Origin of the sequence: Streptomyces peucetius (genome assembly GCF_025854275.1) — a bacterium.
GTDB classification, from domain to species: Bacteria; Actinomycetota; Actinomycetes; order Streptomycetales; family Streptomycetaceae; genus Streptomyces; species Streptomyces peucetius_A.
On sequence record NZ_CP107567.1, the window covers coordinates 4,878,141 to 4,897,722 of the forward strand.

Annotated in this window: 11 protein-coding genes; 3 read left to right on the forward strand and 8 right to left on the reverse strand. The window is 68.0% G+C overall.

What is annotated here, in order from left to right; translation table 11 throughout:
* Window positions 1-552: 552 nt before the first annotated feature.
* The 6 genes from OGH68_RS22575 to OGH68_RS22600 form a co-directional block, all read right to left on the reverse strand.
* Window positions 553-1,101, reverse strand: coding sequence for a hypothetical protein (locus tag OGH68_RS22575; RefSeq protein ID WP_264246716.1), 549 nt, complete (start codon window positions 1,099-1,101; stop codon window positions 553-555).
* 159 nt (window positions 1,102-1,260) lie between these two features.
* Window positions 1,261-2,019, reverse strand: coding sequence for a succinate dehydrogenase iron-sulfur subunit (locus OGH68_RS22580; protein ID WP_005313123.1), 759 nt, complete (start codon window positions 2,017-2,019; stop codon window positions 1,261-1,263).
* Window positions 2,019-3,773 (reverse strand): succinate dehydrogenase flavoprotein subunit, encoded by a 1,755-nt coding sequence (sdhA, locus tag OGH68_RS22585; RefSeq protein ID WP_264246718.1) that lies wholly within the window; start codon window positions 3,771-3,773, stop codon window positions 2,019-2,021. The genes OGH68_RS22580 and sdhA overlap by 1 nt, the downstream gene beginning before the upstream one ends.
* Before the next feature lie 24 nt (window positions 3,774-3,797).
* On the reverse strand, window positions 3,798-4,274 hold the full coding sequence (locus tag OGH68_RS22590; RefSeq protein WP_264246719.1) for a succinate dehydrogenase hydrophobic membrane anchor subunit: 477 nt from the start codon (window positions 4,272-4,274) through the stop codon (window positions 3,798-3,800).
* An 8-nt stretch (window positions 4,275-4,282) separates the two neighbouring features.
* A complete protein-coding gene (gene sdhC, locus OGH68_RS22595) occupies window positions 4,283-4,663 on the reverse strand; it encodes a succinate dehydrogenase, cytochrome b556 subunit (RefSeq protein ID WP_264246720.1) in 381 nt (126 codons plus the stop codon).
* Window positions 4,664-4,898: 235 nt separating this feature from the next.
* Window positions 4,899-5,414 (reverse strand): 2-oxo-4-hydroxy-4-carboxy-5-ureidoimidazoline decarboxylase, encoded by a 516-nt coding sequence (locus OGH68_RS22600; RefSeq protein WP_264250218.1) that lies wholly within the window; start codon window positions 5,412-5,414, stop codon window positions 4,899-4,901.
* 273 nt (window positions 5,415-5,687) lie between these two features.
* Between OGH68_RS22600 and OGH68_RS22605 the strand changes: the two genes are divergently transcribed.
* On the forward strand, window positions 5,688-7,289 hold the full coding sequence (locus OGH68_RS22605) for a beta-N-acetylhexosaminidase (protein WP_264246721.1): 1,602 nt from the start codon (window positions 5,688-5,690) through the stop codon (window positions 7,287-7,289).
* 276 nt (window positions 7,290-7,565) lie between these two features.
* Window positions 7,566-8,126, forward strand: coding sequence for a hypothetical protein (locus OGH68_RS22610; protein ID WP_264246722.1), 561 nt, complete (start codon window positions 7,566-7,568; stop codon window positions 8,124-8,126).
* A gap of 146 nt (window positions 8,127-8,272) precedes the next feature.
* On the opposite strand, the gene OGH68_RS22615 is transcribed toward OGH68_RS22610, so the two are convergent.
* Both OGH68_RS22615 and OGH68_RS22620 read right to left on the reverse strand, forming a co-directional pair.
* On the reverse strand, window positions 8,273-9,895 hold the full coding sequence (locus OGH68_RS22615) for a peptidoglycan recognition protein (RefSeq protein ID WP_264246723.1): 1,623 nt from the start codon (window positions 9,893-9,895) through the stop codon (window positions 8,273-8,275).
* A gap of 49 nt (window positions 9,896-9,944) precedes the next feature.
* A complete protein-coding gene (locus tag OGH68_RS22620; protein WP_264246724.1) occupies window positions 9,945-10,379 on the reverse strand; it encodes a hypothetical protein in 435 nt (144 codons plus the stop codon).
* A 478-nt stretch (window positions 10,380-10,857) separates the two neighbouring features.
* On the opposite strand from OGH68_RS22620, the gene OGH68_RS22625 reads away from it, so the two are divergent.
* Window positions 10,858-19,554, forward strand: coding sequence for a DNRLRE domain-containing protein (locus OGH68_RS22625; RefSeq protein ID WP_264246725.1), 8,697 nt, complete (start codon window positions 10,858-10,860; stop codon window positions 19,552-19,554).
* The last annotated feature ends 28 nt before the right edge of the window (window positions 19,555-19,582 follow it).

The window sequence follows — 19,582 nt, forward strand, 5'->3', positions numbered from 1 at the left end:
CCGACGGCGCGTCGGTCCTGGTGAAGGTGCGCACAGCCGCCGCCGAGCATCCGCAGGACGTGCTGCGGCCGCCGTACGCCGCGAAGGGATGGAAACTGCTTGCCGAGAACGGCGTTTGGGGTGATTTAGCTCCATCGTGTGATGACCGGCCTCCGGGCTTGCGGCCTGCGGTGCAGGCCGGAGTGGCGTGGGCAACGCGATCTGGGACGCCGGGCATGGTGCCAGCGCGCGGGGCCCCTGCTCCACCAGCGAGATGGTTCAGGGCCTCTCCGTCGCCTCTGGCCGTGTTCAGATGGTCAGGTCGTGAGGGACTCCGCCCTTCCGGGGCCGGACCACGGACAGGATCCGTGTCGCCGCCCGGAGGCGAAAGCGGACGACCAGTGCGTCCAAGACCGTTCGGGGCGTGCCGGTGCACGGGTTCACTCCCGCTCACTGCCCAGGAACGGTGAGCGGTACACGGTCGACCGTCGCGCTGGAGACGCTCTTCGAACGACCCGTCTCCCCGCTGGACACACCCCGGCCTGACCCCGGTGCCTGGCACCGGGGTCGGGGCTACATGCTGCTCAGTGAGCGGGCGTAGTTGATCTGGCCCATCACCATCTGGAACGTCTCCGGTCCCTGGGCCGGGATCATCGTCGAGTGGTGCTTGCCGCCGCTGGTGACCGTGACCTGGATGAAGCCCGTGGTCGTCTTCTCCTTCATCAGGAGGAAGAGCAGGCCCAGCAGGCAGAAGATGAAGAAGACGATCGCGAGCACGATCGCGTGGGTCGGGATCTTCTCCTCGGTCCGCGACATGTCCGTCGCGTTCCACACGGCGCCCTTGAGCGGCATCGTGCCGGCCGGGGTGATGATGGAGTCGCCCGTCACCGTGATGTCTCCGATGGACACCAGCGGCGTGCCGCCCGCCGCGGCGGGCGGCCCCGCGTACGGCATCGGGACGCCGGCGGGCTGGGTCTGCGCGTAGGCCGGGGTCTGACCCTGGGGATAGCCGTATCCGGGCGTGGGGCCCGGGTAGCCGTAGGCCGGCGTGCCACCGGGCGGCTGGGCCGGGCCCCACTGGTACTCGGGCTCGCCGTCCTGGTACGGATTGGGCGTCGTCATGTTCTCGTCCCCGCTTTCGCACTGCCTCAGATCAGACCTTCCCCGATCCTGCCAGGTGCGCCCGGGTCGGTGAAGCCCGTTCGGACGTACGGACAGGGCCCCGGCTCCTCCAGGGGAGCCGGGGCCCTTGACGCCGTGTCACACGGAGCGGGACGTGTGTCAGAAGCGACGCGTGATCAGCGCGCGCTTCACTTCCTGGATCGCCTTGGTGACCTCGATACCGCGCGGGCAGGCGTCCGTGCAGTTGAACGTGGTGCGGCAGCGCCACACGCCGTCCTTGTCGTTGAGGATCTCCAGGCGCTGCTCCCCGGCCTCGTCACGCGAGTCGAAGATGAAGCGGTGCGCGTTGACGATCGCCGCCGGGCCGAAGTACTGGCCGTCGTTCCAGAACACCGGGCACGAGGACGTGCACGCGGCGCACAGGATGCACTTGGTGGTGTCGTCGAAGCGCTCGCGGTCCTCCGCGGACTGCAAACGCTCGCGGGTCGGCTCGTTGCCCTTCGTGATCAGGAACGGCATCACGTCGCGGTACGCCTGGAAGAACGGCTCCATGTCCACGACGAGGTCCTTGAGGACCGTCAGGCCCTTTATGGCCTCGACCGTGATGGGCTTCTCCGGGTTGATGTCCTTGATCAGCGTCTTGCAGGCGAGCCTGTTCTTGCCGTTGATCCGCATCGCGTCGGAGCCGCAGATGCCGTGCGCGCACGAGCGTCGGAAGGTGAGCGAGCCGTCGACGTCCCACTTGATCTTGTGGAGGGCGTCGAGGACGCGCTCCTTGGGGTCGATCTCGATCTGGAAGTCCTCCCAGACCGCGTGCTCCGACACCTCGGGGTTGAAGCGGCGGATCCGGAAGGTGGCGGTGATGTACGGGGAGTCGGCGAAGCCGGCTTCCCGCTTCTCCAGGGTCGGGGTAGCCATCAGTACTTACGCTCCATCGGCTGGTAGCGGGTCTGGACGACCGGCTTGTAGTCGAGACGGATCGACTGGGTGCCGTCGTCGCCCACCTCGCGGTACGCCATGGTGTGGCGCATGAAGTTGACGTCGTCGCGGTTCGGGAAGTCCTCGCGGTAGTGACCGCCGCGGGACTCCTTGCGGGCGAGCGCGGAGACGGCCATGACCTCGGCCAGGTCGAGCAGGTTGCCCAGCTCGATGGCCTCCAGCAGGTCCGTGTTGAACCGCTTGCCCTTGTCCTGGACGGACACGTTGAGGTAGCGCTCGCGCAGCTCGGCGATCTTCTCGACCGCGGTCTTGATCGTCTGCTCGGTGCGGAACACCATCACATTGGCGTCCATCGTCTCCTGGAGCTCCTTGCGGAGCACGGAGACCCGCTCGGAGCCGGTGGAGCCCAGCAGCCGCTCGACCTGCTCGGCGACGAAGGACGCCGGGTTCTCCGGAAGCTCGACGTAGTCGGTCTTCGCCGAGTACTCGGCGGCGGCGATGCCGGCGCGCTTGCCGAAGACGTTGATGTCCAGGAGCGAGTTGGTGCCGAGGCGGTTGGCGCCGTGCACCGAGACGCAGGCGACCTCGCCGGCGGCGTACAGGCCGGGCACGACGGTGGTGTTGTCCATCAGGACCTCACCCTCGACGTTGGTCGGGATGCCGCCCATGGCGTAGTGCGCGGTCGGCTGGATCGGGATCGGGTCCGTGTAGGGCTCGATGCCGAGGTACGTCCGCGCGAACTCGGTGATGTCCGGGAGCTTGGCGTCCAGCTGCTCCGGCGGCAGGTGGGTGAGGTCCAGGTAGACGTGGTCGCCCTCGGGGCCGCAGCCGCGGCCCTCGCGGATCTCCGTGTAGATGGAGCGGGAGACGACGTCACGGGACGCGAGGTCCTTCATGACCGGCGCGTACTTCTCCATGAAGCGCTCGCCGTCCTTGTTGCGGAGGATGCCGCCCTCACCGCGGGCGCCCTCCGTCAGCAGGATGCCCATGCGCCAGATGCCCGTCGGGTGGAACTGGAAGAACTCCATGTCCTCCAGCGGCAGACCGCGCCGGTAGCAGGCGGCCTGGCCGTCACCGGTCAGGGTGTGCGCGTTGGAGGTCACCTTGAAGAACTTGCCGGTGCCGCCGGACGCGTAGATCACGGCCTTGGCCTGGAAGACGTGGATCTCGCCGGTGGCCAGCTCGTAGGCGACCACACCGGCGGACTTCTTGACGCCGTCGACCTCGGTGATCAGCTGGTCCAGGACGTAGAACTCGTTGAAGAACTCCACGCCCTCCTTGACGCAGTTCTGGTACAGCGTCTGGAGGATCATGTGACCGGTGCGGTCCGCGGCATAGCAGGACCGGCGGACCGGCGCCTCGCCGTGGTTGCGGGAGTGGCCGCCGAAGCGGCGCTGGTCGATGGTGCCGCCCGGGGTCCGGTTGAACGGCAGGCCCATCTTCTCCAGGTCGAGGACGGCGTCGATGGCCTCCTTCGCCAGGATCTCGGCGGCGTCCTGGTCGACCAGGTAGTCACCGCCCTTGACCGTGTCGAAGGTGTGCCACTCCCAGTTGTCCTCCTCCACGTTGGCCAGCGCGGCGGCCATGCCGCCCTGCGCCGCGCCCGTGTGGGAGCGGGTGGGGTAGAGCTTGGTCAGCACGGCGGTGCGGCTGCGCTTCGTCGACTCGATGGCGGCGCGCATGCCGGCGCCACCGGCGCCGACGATGACGGTGTCGTACTTGTGGATCTTCATGGGTGGATTACCTCAGCCCCGTGCCTAGCGGATGTTCGGGTCGAAGGTGAAGATCACCAGCGTGCCCAGAAGGATGGTGAACACCGTGGCGGTGTACAGCAGGCCCTTGAGCCACAGGCGCGTGTTCGGACGCTCCGCGTAGTCGTTGATGACGGTACGGAGGCCGTTGGCGCCGTGCAGCATGGCAAGCCACAGCATCAGCAGGTCCCAGGTCTGCCAGAACGGGGACGCCCAGCGGCCGGCCACGAAGGCGAAGCCGATCTTGGAGACGCCGCCGTCGAGCACCAGCTGGATCAGCAGGTGGCCGATGACCAGGACGACGAGGAGCACGCCGGACAGGCGCATGAACAGCCATGCGGCCATCTCGAAGTTCCCGCGGGTCGAGCGCGGGGTCTTCTTGGTGCGCTTGCGCGGGGGCTCGATGAGCGGGGCCGGGTTGTCCGCGTCGTAGACGTGGGCGCCTTCGACGGGACCGATCGCGGAAGTGGTGTCAGTGGACATGTCTGGCCTCAGCTCCCGAAGACTTCGCGGACGGCGTGGCCGAGCACGGGGTAAAGGGCGCCCACCATCAGTACGAACCAGACGGCCATCACGGACCAGAGCATCTGCTTCTGGTAGCGCGGGCCCTTGGACCAGAAGTCCACGGCGATGACGCGCAGGCCGTTGAGCGCGTGGAAGAGGATCGCGGCCACGAGGCCGTATTCCAGCAGCGCGACGATCGGCGTCTTGTAGGTGGCGACGACCTCGTCGTACGCCTCGGGCGAGACGCGGACGAGAGCGGTGTCCAGCACGTGTACGAACAGGAAGAAGAAGATGAGGACGCCGGTGACTCGATGAGCCACCCAGGACCACATTCCTTCCCGGCCGCGGTACAGCGTTCCAGCCGGCACGGAAGAACCCTCCGGGAGCGGGGATTGGGGCCTGCCGGCTTGGGGTGTCGGTCTGGCCCGGCCGGGTACGGTCCACCGGCCCTGGCCATCGTAGCGACGTGTTGTCGGTTCGTTCGCCCGGGGTCCACCGGTGTGATCAAACAGGCAATCAATCAGCCTCGGACGGACCAATCCCGCCGGCCGTTCCGTCCGCCGTCCTGCCCGGTCGTTCCGCCGGGCCGTCCCGGCGGCCGGACTACGGGGTGGCAGCGCCCGCGATGTCGGACTCGGGGTGTTCGGACATGGTGTGCGCCAGCCGGGAGCGGACGAGAGCGCGCAGTTCATCGGCCGAAATGGCCCTCTCCTCGTCCGGTTCATGGGAAAGTCTGCTCCGGATACCGGCCAGTACCTGATCCAGGTACTCGTCGGGCCGGTAGGCGTCGAGACAGATGACGAACGCATGTCCGAATTTGCTCTCGTATGCCGCGTGCGCCGCGGCCAGTGCGGTGTGGGCGGCCTGCGGGGCGCTCGGTGGCAGCCCGGTGGACGATTCGCGGGCCAGCACCTGGTGGACGTCGGCGGGGCTGAGGTCGTATCCGGCCTCGTCGCAGGCGGCGAGGAGGGACTCGAGGTCGGGGTAGGGGCGGTGGGCGACCACGCGGCGCGCCCAGTGGCGACTGCCGCAGCAGGCGAGCACGATCGCTTCCGCGGCGTCCGCCGGAGCGCCGTTGAAGTGCTCGAGCCCCGGCTCCGGGCGACGCTGGGACGGTATGGCAGAAGGGGCGGCGGTGCCCCGGGTGTGGTGGAGTGTCGGCGGTCGCTTCGGGAAGCCGCCGTGGGATTCGCTGGTCAGCGGGGGCTCCTCGAAGGGCAGCGGGACGGTAGGGAAGGGAGAGAAGGGTGTGTCGTAACGCTATCGACAGGGACGCGAAGCTGTCCGACGGATGCGCGAATTTCACCCGGACGGGAGAGTTTGCACCGAGGTAATGGACGCAGAAGGGGGTGCTTGTACGGGGTTTCGCCGCTTTTGGGAGGTATCAGAACGATGTGGCTCTCTCGCAGGATCCGTCTCACCGGTGCGACAACCGCCACGGCCGTTGTCTTCTCGCTGACGCTGGCCGGCTGCTCGGACGAAGGGGCCCCCGACCCGGGCAGCGCCCCGCCGGACCGGGTGGGGACCACGTCGGAGGCCGCCGCCCCGAGCCCGAGCCCCACCCGCACCTACCCGCTCTCCGAAGAGCCCGCGACCATCCCCTCGGTCCGCAGCCACCAGGCCGCCCGCGGCCCCGGCTGGAGCCGGACCGACAGCGGCGGCGTCGTCGTGGCCAAGGGCAGCGAGGCCCTGTCCGACGAGGGCAGGCTGCTCGCCCAGGAGCTGAAACTCACCTACCGCGGCGCGGTCGCCGCCCGCGCCGGCGACGTGGAGCTGGCACTCGCCGGGGACGGCGCCGCCGAGTCGTACACGCTCACCACCAGCGGCGGGCGGGTACGGATAACCGGACCGGACGAGGCCGGTGTCTTCTACGGCACCCGGACCCTGAAGCAGGCGGTGCGCTCCGGCGGCTCGATGCCCGAGGGCGTCGTACGCGACCGGCCCGACCGCCCCCAGCGCGGACTGAACCTGGACATCGCGCGCAAGCACTTCACGGCCGGGTGGATCGAGGACCGGCTGCGGGAGATGGCCGACCTCAAGCTCAACCAGCTCGGCCTGCACTTCTCCGACGACCAGGCCTTCCGCATCGAGTCCGACTCGCACCCCGAGGTGGTCTCCGAGCAGCACCTCACCAAGGACGAGGTGCGCCGCATCCTCGCGCTCGCCGACCGTCTCCACATCACGGTCTTCGGCGAGATCGACTCCCCGGGACACCTGGGCGCCGTGCTGCGGGCGCATCCGCAGCTCCAGCTCCGCAACACCCAGGGCGTGCCCCGGCGCGGAGCCATCGACATCTCCCAGCCCGACGCGGCCCGCATCATCGACGACCTGCTGCGGGAGTACACGGCGCTCTTCCCCGGCGCCTGGTTCCACGTCGGCGCCGACGAGTACCAGGCGCTCACCGTGAGCAACCCGGCCGCCTCCTACCCGCAGCTGGCCCGCGCCGCCACCCAGAAGTACGGCGCCGGGGCCACCATCGAGGACCTGGCGGAGGGCTGGCTGAACGACCGCGCCGCGGTGGTCCGCGAGGCCGGGAAGACCCCCAAGGCATGGAACGACGGCTTCTTCAGCGGCGGGAAGGTCACCCCGGACAAGAGCATCGAGGTCGATTACTGGACCGGCAAGGAGATCGGGGCGCGGCAGCCGGTGGAGTACCTGGCGGAGGGCCGCCGGGTGGTGAACCTCAACGACGAGTTCCTCTACTACGTGCTCGGCGAGCCCAACCAGTTCACGTACCCCACCGGCCGCCGCATCTACGAGCAGTGGACGCCGATGGTGCTGCGCGGCACGCAGGCGGTGCCGGAGAAGTACTCCGCCCAGATCCTGGGCGGCCGCTTCGCCGTCTGGTGCGACCTGGCGAACTCCCAGACCCAGGACCAGGTCGCGGCCGGCATCCGCCGCCCGCTCCAGGCGACGGCGCAGAAGCTGTGGGACCCGCGGCAGCCGGAGCGGGACTGGCAGTCGTTCGACCAGCTGGCGCGGAAGCTCGGTTGACGGGCGGGAGCGCCAGGGCACGAGGGGCCGACGGTCGCGGTGTGAGCCCGCCCGGGGGTGTGCGGACTCACACCGCGGTCACGTCAGGACGGGCCAACTGCGCTGCGCGCGGGCCCAGTTCCTGTGAGGGGAAGGTAACAGAGGTGTGGCGCAATTGTGTGCGAACGCCCTGCCGGAACGGTAACGTTCCGGCCACACTGTGACGTATTCACGCCACCGGACGCAGTAGGGACAGGTACAAGGGCAAGTACTTCGTCCGCGACGGAAGGCGGCCGTATGACCTCCAAGAGCCTGACGGGACTCATCGCACAGGCGGATGAGCGTGGCCTGGCCGCGAGCGGGCTCGCGTGCGTGGACCGCTGCCTGCCGCTGCTCGCGGTGGAGGACGACATGCTGCGCTCGCTGTGGGCGGCAATGGCCGGCGGCGAGGAGGCATGGGCCGGCGAACTGGCGGCCGTGAGGCAGGCCATGGAGGGCCTGTCGCCCGACGACGAGGACGCCGCCCTGGTCCGCGGCATGCTCGGCGCGGCCCCCTCCAACTGGTCCGCCGGGCCCCTGCGCGAGTGGGCCGACGGCTGCTCGCTCGCCGCCCTGGAGGTGCACCGCCGCTTCGACGTGGGCGCCTGCGGACCCCAGACCCTCGAACGCTGCCGCGAGGGCGACCCCGAGGGCGCCGGGCCGTTGGTGGCGGGGGAGTTGCGCAGGCAGATGCAGATTCTGGAGATCCTCGCGGAACCGGCCGGCGGCACCGGGCTGCGCCACGCGCTCGAGGCGTCGACGGAGGGCCGCCGCATTCTGCGCGCCGCGGTCTCGCGCCGGGCGCGCGTCACGGGCTAGACGGCGCGGAGCTCGTCCCCGCGTCGGGCGCGTGGCCGTCGGGCCGTGCCCGCGTCGCGCCCGTGTTTGTGCTGTGTGCCTCTGCGCCCGTGCGGAACGACCGCCTCCCGCCACACGGGCGGGAGACGGCCGTCAGGCCGGCAGGGTCAGCGCGTCGCGTACACCGAGGCGCCCGCCGTGCGGCGGATCTCCGGCAGCGCCGAGTAGAGCGTGGCTCCCGGGCAGAGCGTGGCGTAGCCGTCACGGTGACCGGAAATGGTGTTGAGCGTGGCCTGCTCGCCCGTCTTGTACACGCCCGTGTCACCGGCCGCGGTGAGCGTCACCTTCGCCTCCGGGTCGACGCCGTGCAGAGCGAGCTTCCAGGCGGAGATGTCGGCGATCGCCTGCTTGGCCGCGGCGGTGGGCGTGCCGCCGTTCTCGTAGTCACCGAGGAGCGAGACGCCGGACGAGTAGCCGTTGAAGCCGTACGTGTGGGCTCCGCGGACGGGCTTGTCGACGCCGCCCGCGCGGCCCTCGAAGACCGTTCCGCACTTGTCGACGAAGAAGTTGTAGCCGACGTCGTTCCAGCCGTTCGTCTTCACGTGGTACGTGAGGATCGCCCGGATGATGGCCGGCGACTCGGCACAGTCGTAGTTGTTCGTGCCGGCGGTGTGGTGGACGAACACCGCGTCGACCTTGTCCAGGTAGGAGGGCGGGTCCGCGACGAGTGACTCGTCCGCGCCCCACTCGGCCCGGCTGACGATCGCCGGTGCGGCGGGGCTCGTCGGCCCCGTCGACTCGGCCGGCTCCGGCTGGGTGCTCGGCTTCGCCGTGGACTCGTCGGTCGGGACGGAGGCGCTGGGCTCCGCCGTCGGCTCCTGGCTCGGGGCGGGAGCGCTCGGTCCGGCGGTCGGCTCCTGCGGCTCGGCCGTCGGATCCGTCGTCGGCTCGGCCGTCGGCTCCGCGGAGGGGGCCGGGGGCGTCGGCTCGGCGCTCGGGCTGCTGGGTTCCGCCGTCGGTTCCTGGCTGGGGGCGGGAGCGCTGGGCTCCTGCGTCGGCTCCGCGGAGGGCGCCGGGGCCGAGGGGGAGACCGGCTCGTCGGTGACCGGGGTCCCGGTCGGCTCCGACGGGGGAGAGGAAGGCTCGGGGGCCGTGCTCGGGTCGGTGTCACCGCCGGAGCCCGAAGGGCTCGGGGTGGCCGTCGCGGTCTTCTTGGGCTTGGCGGACGGCTTGCCCTCCCCGTTCCCCTTGCCCTGTCCCTTGTCGTTCTTCGTCTCGCCGGGGTCGATCATGTCGAGCCGCAGCGCCTCGGGCACTGCGGTCTCCTTGCCGTCGGCCACGACACGGGCCTCGATGGCGTCCGAAGGACCGACCCACAGCGGCTCGGACGCGCCGCGGACCTTCGAGGCGTCACCCTCCTCCGTCTCCGGTGCCTGGATGTCGAAGTCCAGATCGCGCCATTCGGTCCAGGTGCCGCTCTCCGCGCCGCGGGTGCGTATCTGCGCCGTGCCCTCGAAGTCGTCGGCGCTGTCTTCCCAGGAGACGCCGACGAGCGAGAAGAGCTGCGTCTCCGTACGCGGCAGTTCGCGCTTCTTGGTGTCCTTGCCGTCCAGTGCCAGGGTGTGGGCCTTCGCAGGACGGGTGTTGTCGTCGGTGCCGGCGTTCTCGGAACCTGTGGTGACGGCCACGGCCGTCACTCCGGTGCCCGCCAGGACGACGGCTCCCGCTGCCAGCCAGATGGTGCGCGGTGCTTTTCTCGCCCGCCGCGCGCGGGTCGCTCTCGGACTCATGCCATCCCTCGTGAACCTTGTACGCGAATGCCGTTGCTGTACGCGCTGATCAGTTGTCGGTGGCAGGCAGCTCGCCCGCGCAGGTGGCGCGGCCGAACTCGCCCATGGCGGTGGCTCGCTGGACGTGCTGACCCCGGATCGCGAGGGTGCAGGCCGCCTGGCCGCCCTTCTCGCCGAGGACGATCGCCACGGTCGGCGCCTTGCCCAGCGGCACCTGGACGGTCTTCTTCCACGGGAGTTCGGCGCCCCGTACGACGGTCGCTGAGCCGTCCTCGCTGCGGGCGAGGTACGAGATCTCGACCGGGCCCTCGCCGGTGACCTCGTACGTCACCTCGGCGGTCGGCACCGTGGGGGCCGCCTTGGGTTCGTCCTCGGTGTTGAGCACGCCGTAGCCGACGAGACCGCCGCAGGCGAGCAGCAGGACGGCGGCGATCGCCACTCCCGCCCGACCGCCGCCGGTGCCCTTTTCCGGGTTCTTGTTCACCGTCCCGGTGTCGGGAGTCTGCTTTTCGTTTGTTTCCGAATCGCTGCTTCTCTCGCCGGTGGTCTCCGGGCCGGCCGCCGCCGTTTCCGCAGTCTCCGTGTCCGGCGTCTCGTCGGACTTCGGCTCCGGAGCTGCGCTTTCCGTGGATTCCTTGGATGACATGAACGGGGCCCGGCTTTCGGTGAGTCGGATCGATTCTGCTGACGTCGAACCGGGCGGTTATACACCACGCGGAGTGCGCCACGCGAGCGATGGGACAAAAGGTGCGGAGCAGCGGCGTTTCCGGGGTCCGTTCGCCCTGAATGTCCGTGGGGTTGACGGGACGTCACTCCAGTGATCGATAATCCGCTGCCGCGCCCGTGAGCTGGCCTTTCGCCTGCTCGCGGGTGGTAGTGGCAGTCATGCTCCAAGCCGGGCGGAATCCCCTGCTCCGGCTCGTTCGGCGTGCCCGTTTCGCCTGCGGCGGGGCCGGCCGCCGATGTCGAAAGGCAACGACGTGAAGGTGCCATACAGGAGATATCTCTCCTGTCTGGTGGTCGCGGCGGTGGCGGGCACGCTACTTCCGCAGGTCGCTTATGCGGCCCCACCCTCGGAGCCCGAGAAGGACGACGGCGAGTCAATTGTCGATACCGTCGCCGAGTGGTTCGAAGATGACGGCAAGGAAAACAAAGAGCCGCCTTCCTACGGCAATCGTGGAATAGCCGACCGGCAGAAGCTCGCCAAGGGAAAGAACGATCCGAAGGCGGAGCGAGTCAAGGAACTGACCTCCCGCCGTACGCCCTCGGCGCGCTTCTGGCAGCTCTCCGACGGCCGGGTCGAGGCAGAGCTGTCGGCCGCGCCGACCTCCTACAAGGACAAGGCCTCCCAGTCCTGGAAGAGCATCGACACCCGGGTCAGGGCGGTCAGGGCCAAGGGTTTCGACTTCGCCAACACGGCGAACACCGGCCGCAGCTGGTTCGGCTCCGACCCGGAGAAGCTGCTGCGCTTCGAGACGGCCGAGGGCGGCCAGTCGGTCACTCTCGGCATCGAGGGCGCGGCGAAGAACCTGAAGCCCGAGGCCCAGGGCAACACGGTCACCTACCAGGGTGCGGTGAACGGCGCCGATCTGGAGTATCGGGTCGGTCCGGGCCGGGTGAAGGAGAACATCGTCCTGGCCGAGCGGCCCGACGGTCCGGTGACGTACACCTTCACCCTGGACACCGAGGGCCTGACGCCGAAGGCCCGCAAGGACGGGTCGATCGCGTTCTTCGGCGAGCTGCCGAACACGCCGGTGCTGGTCATTCCGGCCCCGTACATGACGGACGCGAAGAAGTCCGCGTCCTCGCCGTACGGGTTCGAGTACAGCGCCGCCGTCAGCCAGAAGCTCACCCGTGACGGGGACGGCTGGAAGCTGACCGTCACGCCGGACGCGAAGTGGCTGGCGGCGAAGGAGCGCCAGTACCCGGTGGTGGTCGACCCGACGATCACCATCGCGCCCTCGCCGTCCGGTTCGCAGGACACCATGGTTCTGTCCGACTCCGCCTCGACGAACTTCAACTCGTCCTGGAAGTTGTCCGTGGGCAAGACCTCCAGCAGCGCCCAGGCCCGGTCGCTGCTGAAGTTCCCGCTGGACGAGATCCCGGCCGGGGTGAAGGTCGACGGCGCCCGGCTGGGCGTCTACTTCGACCAGACGCACACCACAGGCGGCAACGACGTCACGATCGAGGCGCACCGCGCGACCGGCGCCTGGGACGAGTCGACGGCCACCTGGTCCAACACCAGCGGCCTCGTCGGTGAGCTGTCGGGCACCAGCGTCCAGGCGGACGACGGTGACGCCGGGACGACCGCGGCGACGGGTGTCTGGCCGGCGTCCGGCTCGACTTTGACCCAGTACGCGATCGGCCAGGACTACCACTACAACAAGGACTCGGTCGCCGGCGACACGTACACCTGGCAGCCGAAGGTCACCGACACGGCCACCTACCGCGTCGACGTGCACTACGTGCCGGCCACCGACCGGGCGACGAACGCCCCGTACACGGTGACCCACCGCGACGGCAGCCAGACCTTCACCGTCGACCAGTCGGCCGGCACGAACGGTGTGTGGACCTCGCTGAACGGCGGCAAGCAGCTGCCGTTCACCAAGGGCACCGTCGGCAAGGTCGTCCTCGGCGACGGACCGGCCTCCACCTCCACCGCGGTCGTCGCGGACGCGGTGCGCCTGGTGAACCCCGCCCAGATCGTCAAGAACAAGGGCGAGTACAACCAGTGGCACGAGTTCCCGGTCGCCGACACCGTGCAGAAGTGGGTCAACGGCACCGCGAATCACGGCTTCGTGCTGACGGCGAAGGACGAGTCGTCCACCGCACCGCTCGGCGGTCCCCGCTACGAGGCCGGTGACGGCTACTACGGCGGCGAAACCTCCAGCATCCCGCGTCTGACCGTGACCTGGGGCCGCGTCGGTACCGCGCTCGACTCGCCGACCGTCGTGCACTCCACCGGCCCCGAGCTGCACTGGCCGGCGTACAAGAACACCAGCGGCGACACGGGCGCGGACATCGTCGAGTACCAGCTGCACCGCTCCACGCAGCAGGACTTCACCCCGTCCGCGGCGACGCTGATCGCGCCGATCGACAAGGCGGCCACCGCCTACACCGACACCACCGCGGTCCCGACACCCGACTCGAGCTCGAGCGAGATCGGGAAGTCGTACTACTACCAGATCGCGGTCAAGACCGAGGACGGTGACCTGCTCGGGTCCCCGACCCGTGTCGTCGGCATTCCCAAGGCCGGCCGGACGATGAAGATCATCCAGGGCAGCCAGGGCGGCGTCACCGACACCACCCTCTCCTCGCAGCAGCCCACCACCAACCAGGACACCATCCAGTCCTGGGGCGTCGGCCAGAATTGGCTGAGCGTCGGCAACAACTCCGGCACCTACGGCACGACCCGCGCCGTGCTGAAGTTCCCCACCAGCGACATCCCGGCCACCGCCACGGTGCTCAACAACCGGATGTACATGTGGGGCGCGGAGACCACCACGGGCAGCACCGGAGCGATCTACGAACTCCACGCCCTCACGAGGGACTTCGCCGAAACCAGCGCCACGTGGAACAACGCCACCTCCACCACCGCCTGGACCAGCCCCGGCGGTGACATGAACGCCGCCGTCTCCGACACGGTCGCCAACATGTCGGACGTCGGCCGCCACTGGTGGGACGCCACCAGCCTGATGCAGAGCTGGGTGGAGAACCCGGCCGGCAACAAGGGCGTCGCGGTCAGGCTGCAGGACGAGTCCTCCTCCGGCCCGCAGGAGCGCACCCTGTTCCTGTCCGCCGAAGCGGCCGACCCGCAGCTGCGCCCGTACATGCAGGTCATCTACGTCGACTCGACCACGCAGTCCACGTACTACGCGCCCACCACCCCGTCGCGGATGACCCCGAACACCACCTACACGGTGGACTTCACGGTCACCAACACCACGTCCTCGCAGTGGACGGAGGGTGAGCGGGAGCTGTCCTACACCTGGAAGCTGCCCGACGGCACGGACGTGACCACCGGCGGCAACCAGCTCGCCACCCCGATCCCGGCCCTGGCGCCGGGCAAGTCGGCCACCATCCAGGCCCAGGTCGCCACCCCGATCAACTCGGACTCCGGCAACAAGCGCAACGAGTACGTGCTCGGCTGGGACGTCCGCAAGATCTCCGACGGCACCTGGCTGTCCGCCGGCACCGGCGGCATCCCGGCGCTGAAGCAGAACGTGGCGGTCGAGGACCCCACCTCCAACCAGCTCGGCCTGGAGAAGTTCTACTCCTACACGGGCAAGAACACCGGCGCCGGCTCCACGGTCATGAACAACCTGGCCGCCGGCAACACCGTGTGGCAGTACAACGCGTTCACCAACCCCGGCCGGGGACTGAGCACGTTCGCCCGGTTCGCCTACAACAGCCTCGACACGAGCGACACGGTCGCCGGACACGGCTGGTCGTTCCAGGCCGCCGGACCCATCCGGCTCGGCGCGCCGCTGGACTTCCACCCCAACCCGAACCCGACGGAGATCCGTCTCCCGGACGGTGACGGCACCACGCACGTCTTCCGCTGGGACAGCGTCAACAGCGTGTGGAAGGCCCCGGCGGGTGTCCACTACAAGGTCACGATGAAGTCGGGCCTGGACTGCAAGCCGACCAAGGACCCGGTCCCGGACGCCTGGACGCTCACCCGCCCCGACGGCACGCGGTTCCTGTTCGGCTGCGACGGCTACATGACGTCGACTGTCGACAAGAACGGCAACACGCAGACGTTCACGTACGAGGAGCGCAAGTCCAACAACAAGCCGACCAAGTTCCTGACCTACATCACGGACCCGGCCGGCCGTCAGTCGCTCACCGTCGACTACTACAAGAAGGGTGACGCGTCCTACGAGTACATCGACGACACGGGCGCGAAGGTCACGGGCTCGAACCTGACCAACTCCAAGATCTACGACCACGTGAAGTCCATGACGGACATCTCCGGTCGCAAGATCGCCTTCTACTACACCGACAAGGGCCTGCTCGGCCAGATCACCGACGGCGTCGGCTCCAGCCAGCCGAAGAACTTCACGTTCACCTACGACGCCACGCAGGGGAACAAGAACGTCAAGCTGGTCAAGGCCACCGACCCGCGCGGCAACGCCACGAACCTGGCGTACTACGCGCCCCAGGCCGGGGACGACCCGAAGTACCACTGGTGGACCAAGACGATCACCGACCGTCTGCAGGGCACCACGGGATTCACCTACGCGGTCAACGCCACGAACACGAAGTTCACCGACACCAAGGTCACCGACGCCGAGTCGCACGCCACCGACTACGTGACGGACGACTTCGGCCGCCCGGTCCAGACGACCAACGCCAAGGCGCAGACGACGAAGATGTCGTGGGATGCCGACAACAACGTCACGTACCTGGAGGAGGCCAACGGCGCCAAGACCGCGTACTGCTACGACCAGAAGACGGGCTACCCGCTCTGGCAGCGCGACGCAGAGAACAACAAGGCCGGCGTCCCGCCGTCGTCGGACTGCGCGCCCGGCACCTACCCGCCGAACTCGCAGCAGTACAGCTACCAGACGCGTCTGGACGGCTTCTCCGCCGACCTGTTCACCAAGACCTCACCGGAGGGCCGCAAGTGGCAGTTCGGCTACGACACCTTCGGCAACCTGAAGACGGTCACCGACCCCAAGGGCGTCGCCACCACGACGACGGGTGACTACACCACGTCGTACGAGTACGACGCCTACGGCCAGATGACCAAAACGACCGACGCCAACGGCAACCCGACGACGAACAGCGACTTCGGCCCCACCGGCTACCCGGCCACCATCACCGACGCGCTGAACAAGTCGACGACGTTCGTCTACGACGAGCGCGGCCAGGTCACCCAGGTCACCGACGCCCTCGGCAAGAAGACCACACAGACGTACGACACCTTCGGACGTCCGCTGGTCAAGACCGTGCCCAAGGACCAGGCCACAGGTGACCTGATCACCACCCCGGCCCCGGTCTACGACGCCAACGACAACGTCACCTCGTCTACCGCGACCAACGGGGCGATGTACAACGCGGTCTACGACGCGGCGGACCAGGCCGTGTCCACGTCGGATCCCAAGGACACGTCGGCCGCGGCAGCGAGAACGACGACCTACACATACGACAAGGCCGGAAACGTCCGCACTGTCACGGAACCGAAGGGCACGCTCACGACGGCGGACCCGTCGGACTTCGTGACGACCCTGACGTACGACGAGATCTATCAGCTCACGACGGTCGAGGACGCCGTCGGAGACAAGATCTCATACGCGTACGACAATGTGGGCAACGAGACGCTGGTCGTTGATCCGAAGAAGAACGCAACCACCGACGCCACCGACTACACCACGAAGACCACTTACGATCTGAATCACCGGGTCACGTCGGTCACCGATGCGGCAGGGCATACGACCAGGCAGTCCTATGACAAGGACTCGCTCGTCGTGTCGATGACAGACGCGGAGAACAACACCAGCACCGTCACCTATGACGAACGGGGTATGCGGACCGAGGTGAAGGTCCCGCATGACGGCACATCCCCGATCACCTACCGGACGACGAAGTACGAGTATGACCAAGCCGGTAACACCACCAAGGTGATCACGCCTCGCGGTGTCGAGACAGCGGTCGCGGACGACTTCACGTCGCGGACCCAGTACGACGCCCTGAATCGTCCAGTGAAGCGGTACCAGCCGTACGATCCGAACGACGCCCGCTACAACGACCCGAACGTCTACATCCAGACGTTCTACGATGCCGTAGGCCGAGTGGCGAAGACGTCGCTGCCGCCGTCGGACGGTCAGACGGTCCGCAACGACGCCACGTACAGCTACTTCGACAACGGCTGGACCAAGTCCTCCAGCGACCCGTGGGACATCACCACTACGTACGACTACAACGAACTGGGCCAGCAGACGGCCCGGACCCTCACATCGGCCGGGGGCCCCTCGAACCGCGCGATGACGTGGTCGTACTATCCGGACGGCAAGCTCAAGTCCAAGTCGGACGACGGCGTCCCGGTCGGCAGCGCGGTGGTCCTGGTCGACAATTCGGACACTCAGAACACGTCCTCCACCGGTACGTGGGCAAAGGGGGACGCCACCGGCCAGCACGGCTACGACCACCAGGTCCACGCCGCCGGGACCGGAACCGATACCTTCACCTGGACGCTCAACATCCCGAAGGACGGCACGTACACCGCGTACGTGAAGTATCCGAAGGTCACTGGCGCCGCGACCACGGCGAAGTACACCGTCACACACGCCACCGGCTCGGTGGACGTGACCAAGGACCAGAACGCCGGCACCGGTACCTGGGTCAGTCTCGGCTCGTACACCTTCACCCAGGGCAATGCGGCCGAGCTGAAGCTGTCTCAGAACAGTTCGGCGCTCGTGGTCGCCGACGCCGTCAAGCTTGTCCGTGACACCACGGGCGAGACGGACACGGAGAAGCGCAGCTTTTCCTACACCTATGACGTCAACGGCAACATGACGTCGATCGACGACACCTCGTCCGACGCCCGCATCGACGCCTACACGATCACCTACACGGGGCTCAATCAGGTCCAGAAGGTGACCGAGGCGCTGGCAGGCCAGGAGAAGAAGGCGACGTCGTACACCTACGACGCCAACGGCCTCGCAGAGACGGTCACCCACCCCGACCAGCACTCGGCCTACACCTACGACGTGCGTGACCTGGTCAAGACTGTCACGGTCGGGAAGACGGCCACGGACACCTCACCGAAGGCAACCTCTTACACGTACACCGACCGCGGCCAGAAACTGAAGGAGACCAAGGCCAACAGCAACACCGTCGACTACACCTATTACCGCGACGGTGTCGTCAAGTCGGCGACGGAGAAGAAGTCCAACGGCACCCTCGTCTCCTCGCACACCTACGCCTACGACCCCAACGGCAACAAGGCGCAGGACATCGCGAAGAAGATGAGCGCCGACGACCACGCGGCGTACCTCGACTCCACGACCGACTACACCTACGATCCCGTCGACCGGCTTGCGAAGCTGGTCAAGACCGGTAACGGTGCAGGGACGGAAACGTACGTCCACGACGACAACGCCAACGTCATCAGCCAGACCGTCAAGGGCACGTCGACGACGTTCCACTACGACCGCAACCGGCTGCTGAGCGCGACGACTTCGGGCACCATGGCGGACTACAACTACGACCCCTTCGGCCGCCAGAATTCCATCACTAGCGGCGGACAGGTCATCTCCCGGACTGTCTACGACGGCTTCGACCACGTCGTGGAATCCCAGAAGATGGACGACACGGGAGCCCTGAAGTCGACCACTTACACCTTCGACCCGCTGGACCGCACCAGGTCGAAGACGGCGGACGGCAAGACCACCGACTTCACCTACCTCGGACTGTCCAGCGAGGTGCTGAACGAAGAGGTCGCCGGTGAGCTGACCAAGTCCTACCAGTACAGCCCGTGGGGTGAGCGACTCTCCCAGATCAAGCACAACTCGGACGGCACAACCGAGGACGGGTACTACGGCTACAACAGCCACACCGACGTAGAGACTCTCACCGACGGCAACGGCAACACCAAGGCCACGTACGGCTACACCGCCTACGGTTCCGACGACACGTCGGAGTTCACCGGTGTCGACAAGCCCGACCCGGCCGATTCCGCCAAGGAGGAGTACAACCCCTACCGCTACAACGCCAAGCGCTGGGACGCGCAGTCCGGAACCTACGACATGGGCTTCCGTGACTACGACCCCGGTCTGAACCGCTTCACGACCCGCGACATGTACAACGGGGCGCTGGCGGACATGGGGCTCGGCAGTGACCCCTACACGGGCAACCGATACGCGTTCACCGGCGGCAACCCCGTGAGCCGGGTCGAACTCGACGGGCACTGCTTCGGCTGGGGCTGGTGCGAGGACGCGGTTGACGCGGGCGGGGACGCTCTGGACTCGACCCTGGAGTGGGCCGACCACAACTCCGACGCGCTGTCGGACGCGGCCGGCAGCCTGCTCGAAATGGCTGCCGGTGTCGGCACCATGGCCGGCGGTGCCGCGCTCGTCGCCGGTTCCGTGGGCGGATGTGCCGCGGGGGCCATTCCTACCCTCGGCACGATCTGCATCGCCAGCGTGGCCGGTGTGGCCGGTGGCGCCAGCCTCATCACGGCGGGCGCATTCGTCTCCGTCCACGGTGCCATGGGGCTCGGGGACAGCATCGCCCGGATGGAGAGCACCGGAGGGGGCGGGGGCGGAGGCTCAAGCTCCGGCAAGTCCACCGACGTGGGCGCACAAAACCCGGACGTCATTTGGTCGACGGAAAAATTCGACGGCTGGCAGCATGTGCTCGACGGTCACCGGATCGGAGGAAAGGATTACGACGCGGAGTGGAAGGGAGCGTTCATTGGGAAGGAAAAGAAGGTCAAGGCCTGGATTCAGCAGGTCGTGAAGAACAATGAGGCACAGAAGAACACCGGAGACCGTGACGGCTGGGTCTACGAGGGGCGGGTCAATGCCGGTCCCAACGGTGTCGGGGTTCTGAGCGACAAGCAGAGTCAGGGACTGTCGCACAAGACGGCATATGGAATCAAGGTCGTCCTCAATCCGGACGGGAGCCTGCGGACTGCTCACCCCATTCCGTAGCCACTCAGCGTGATACCGTTCCGGTGCC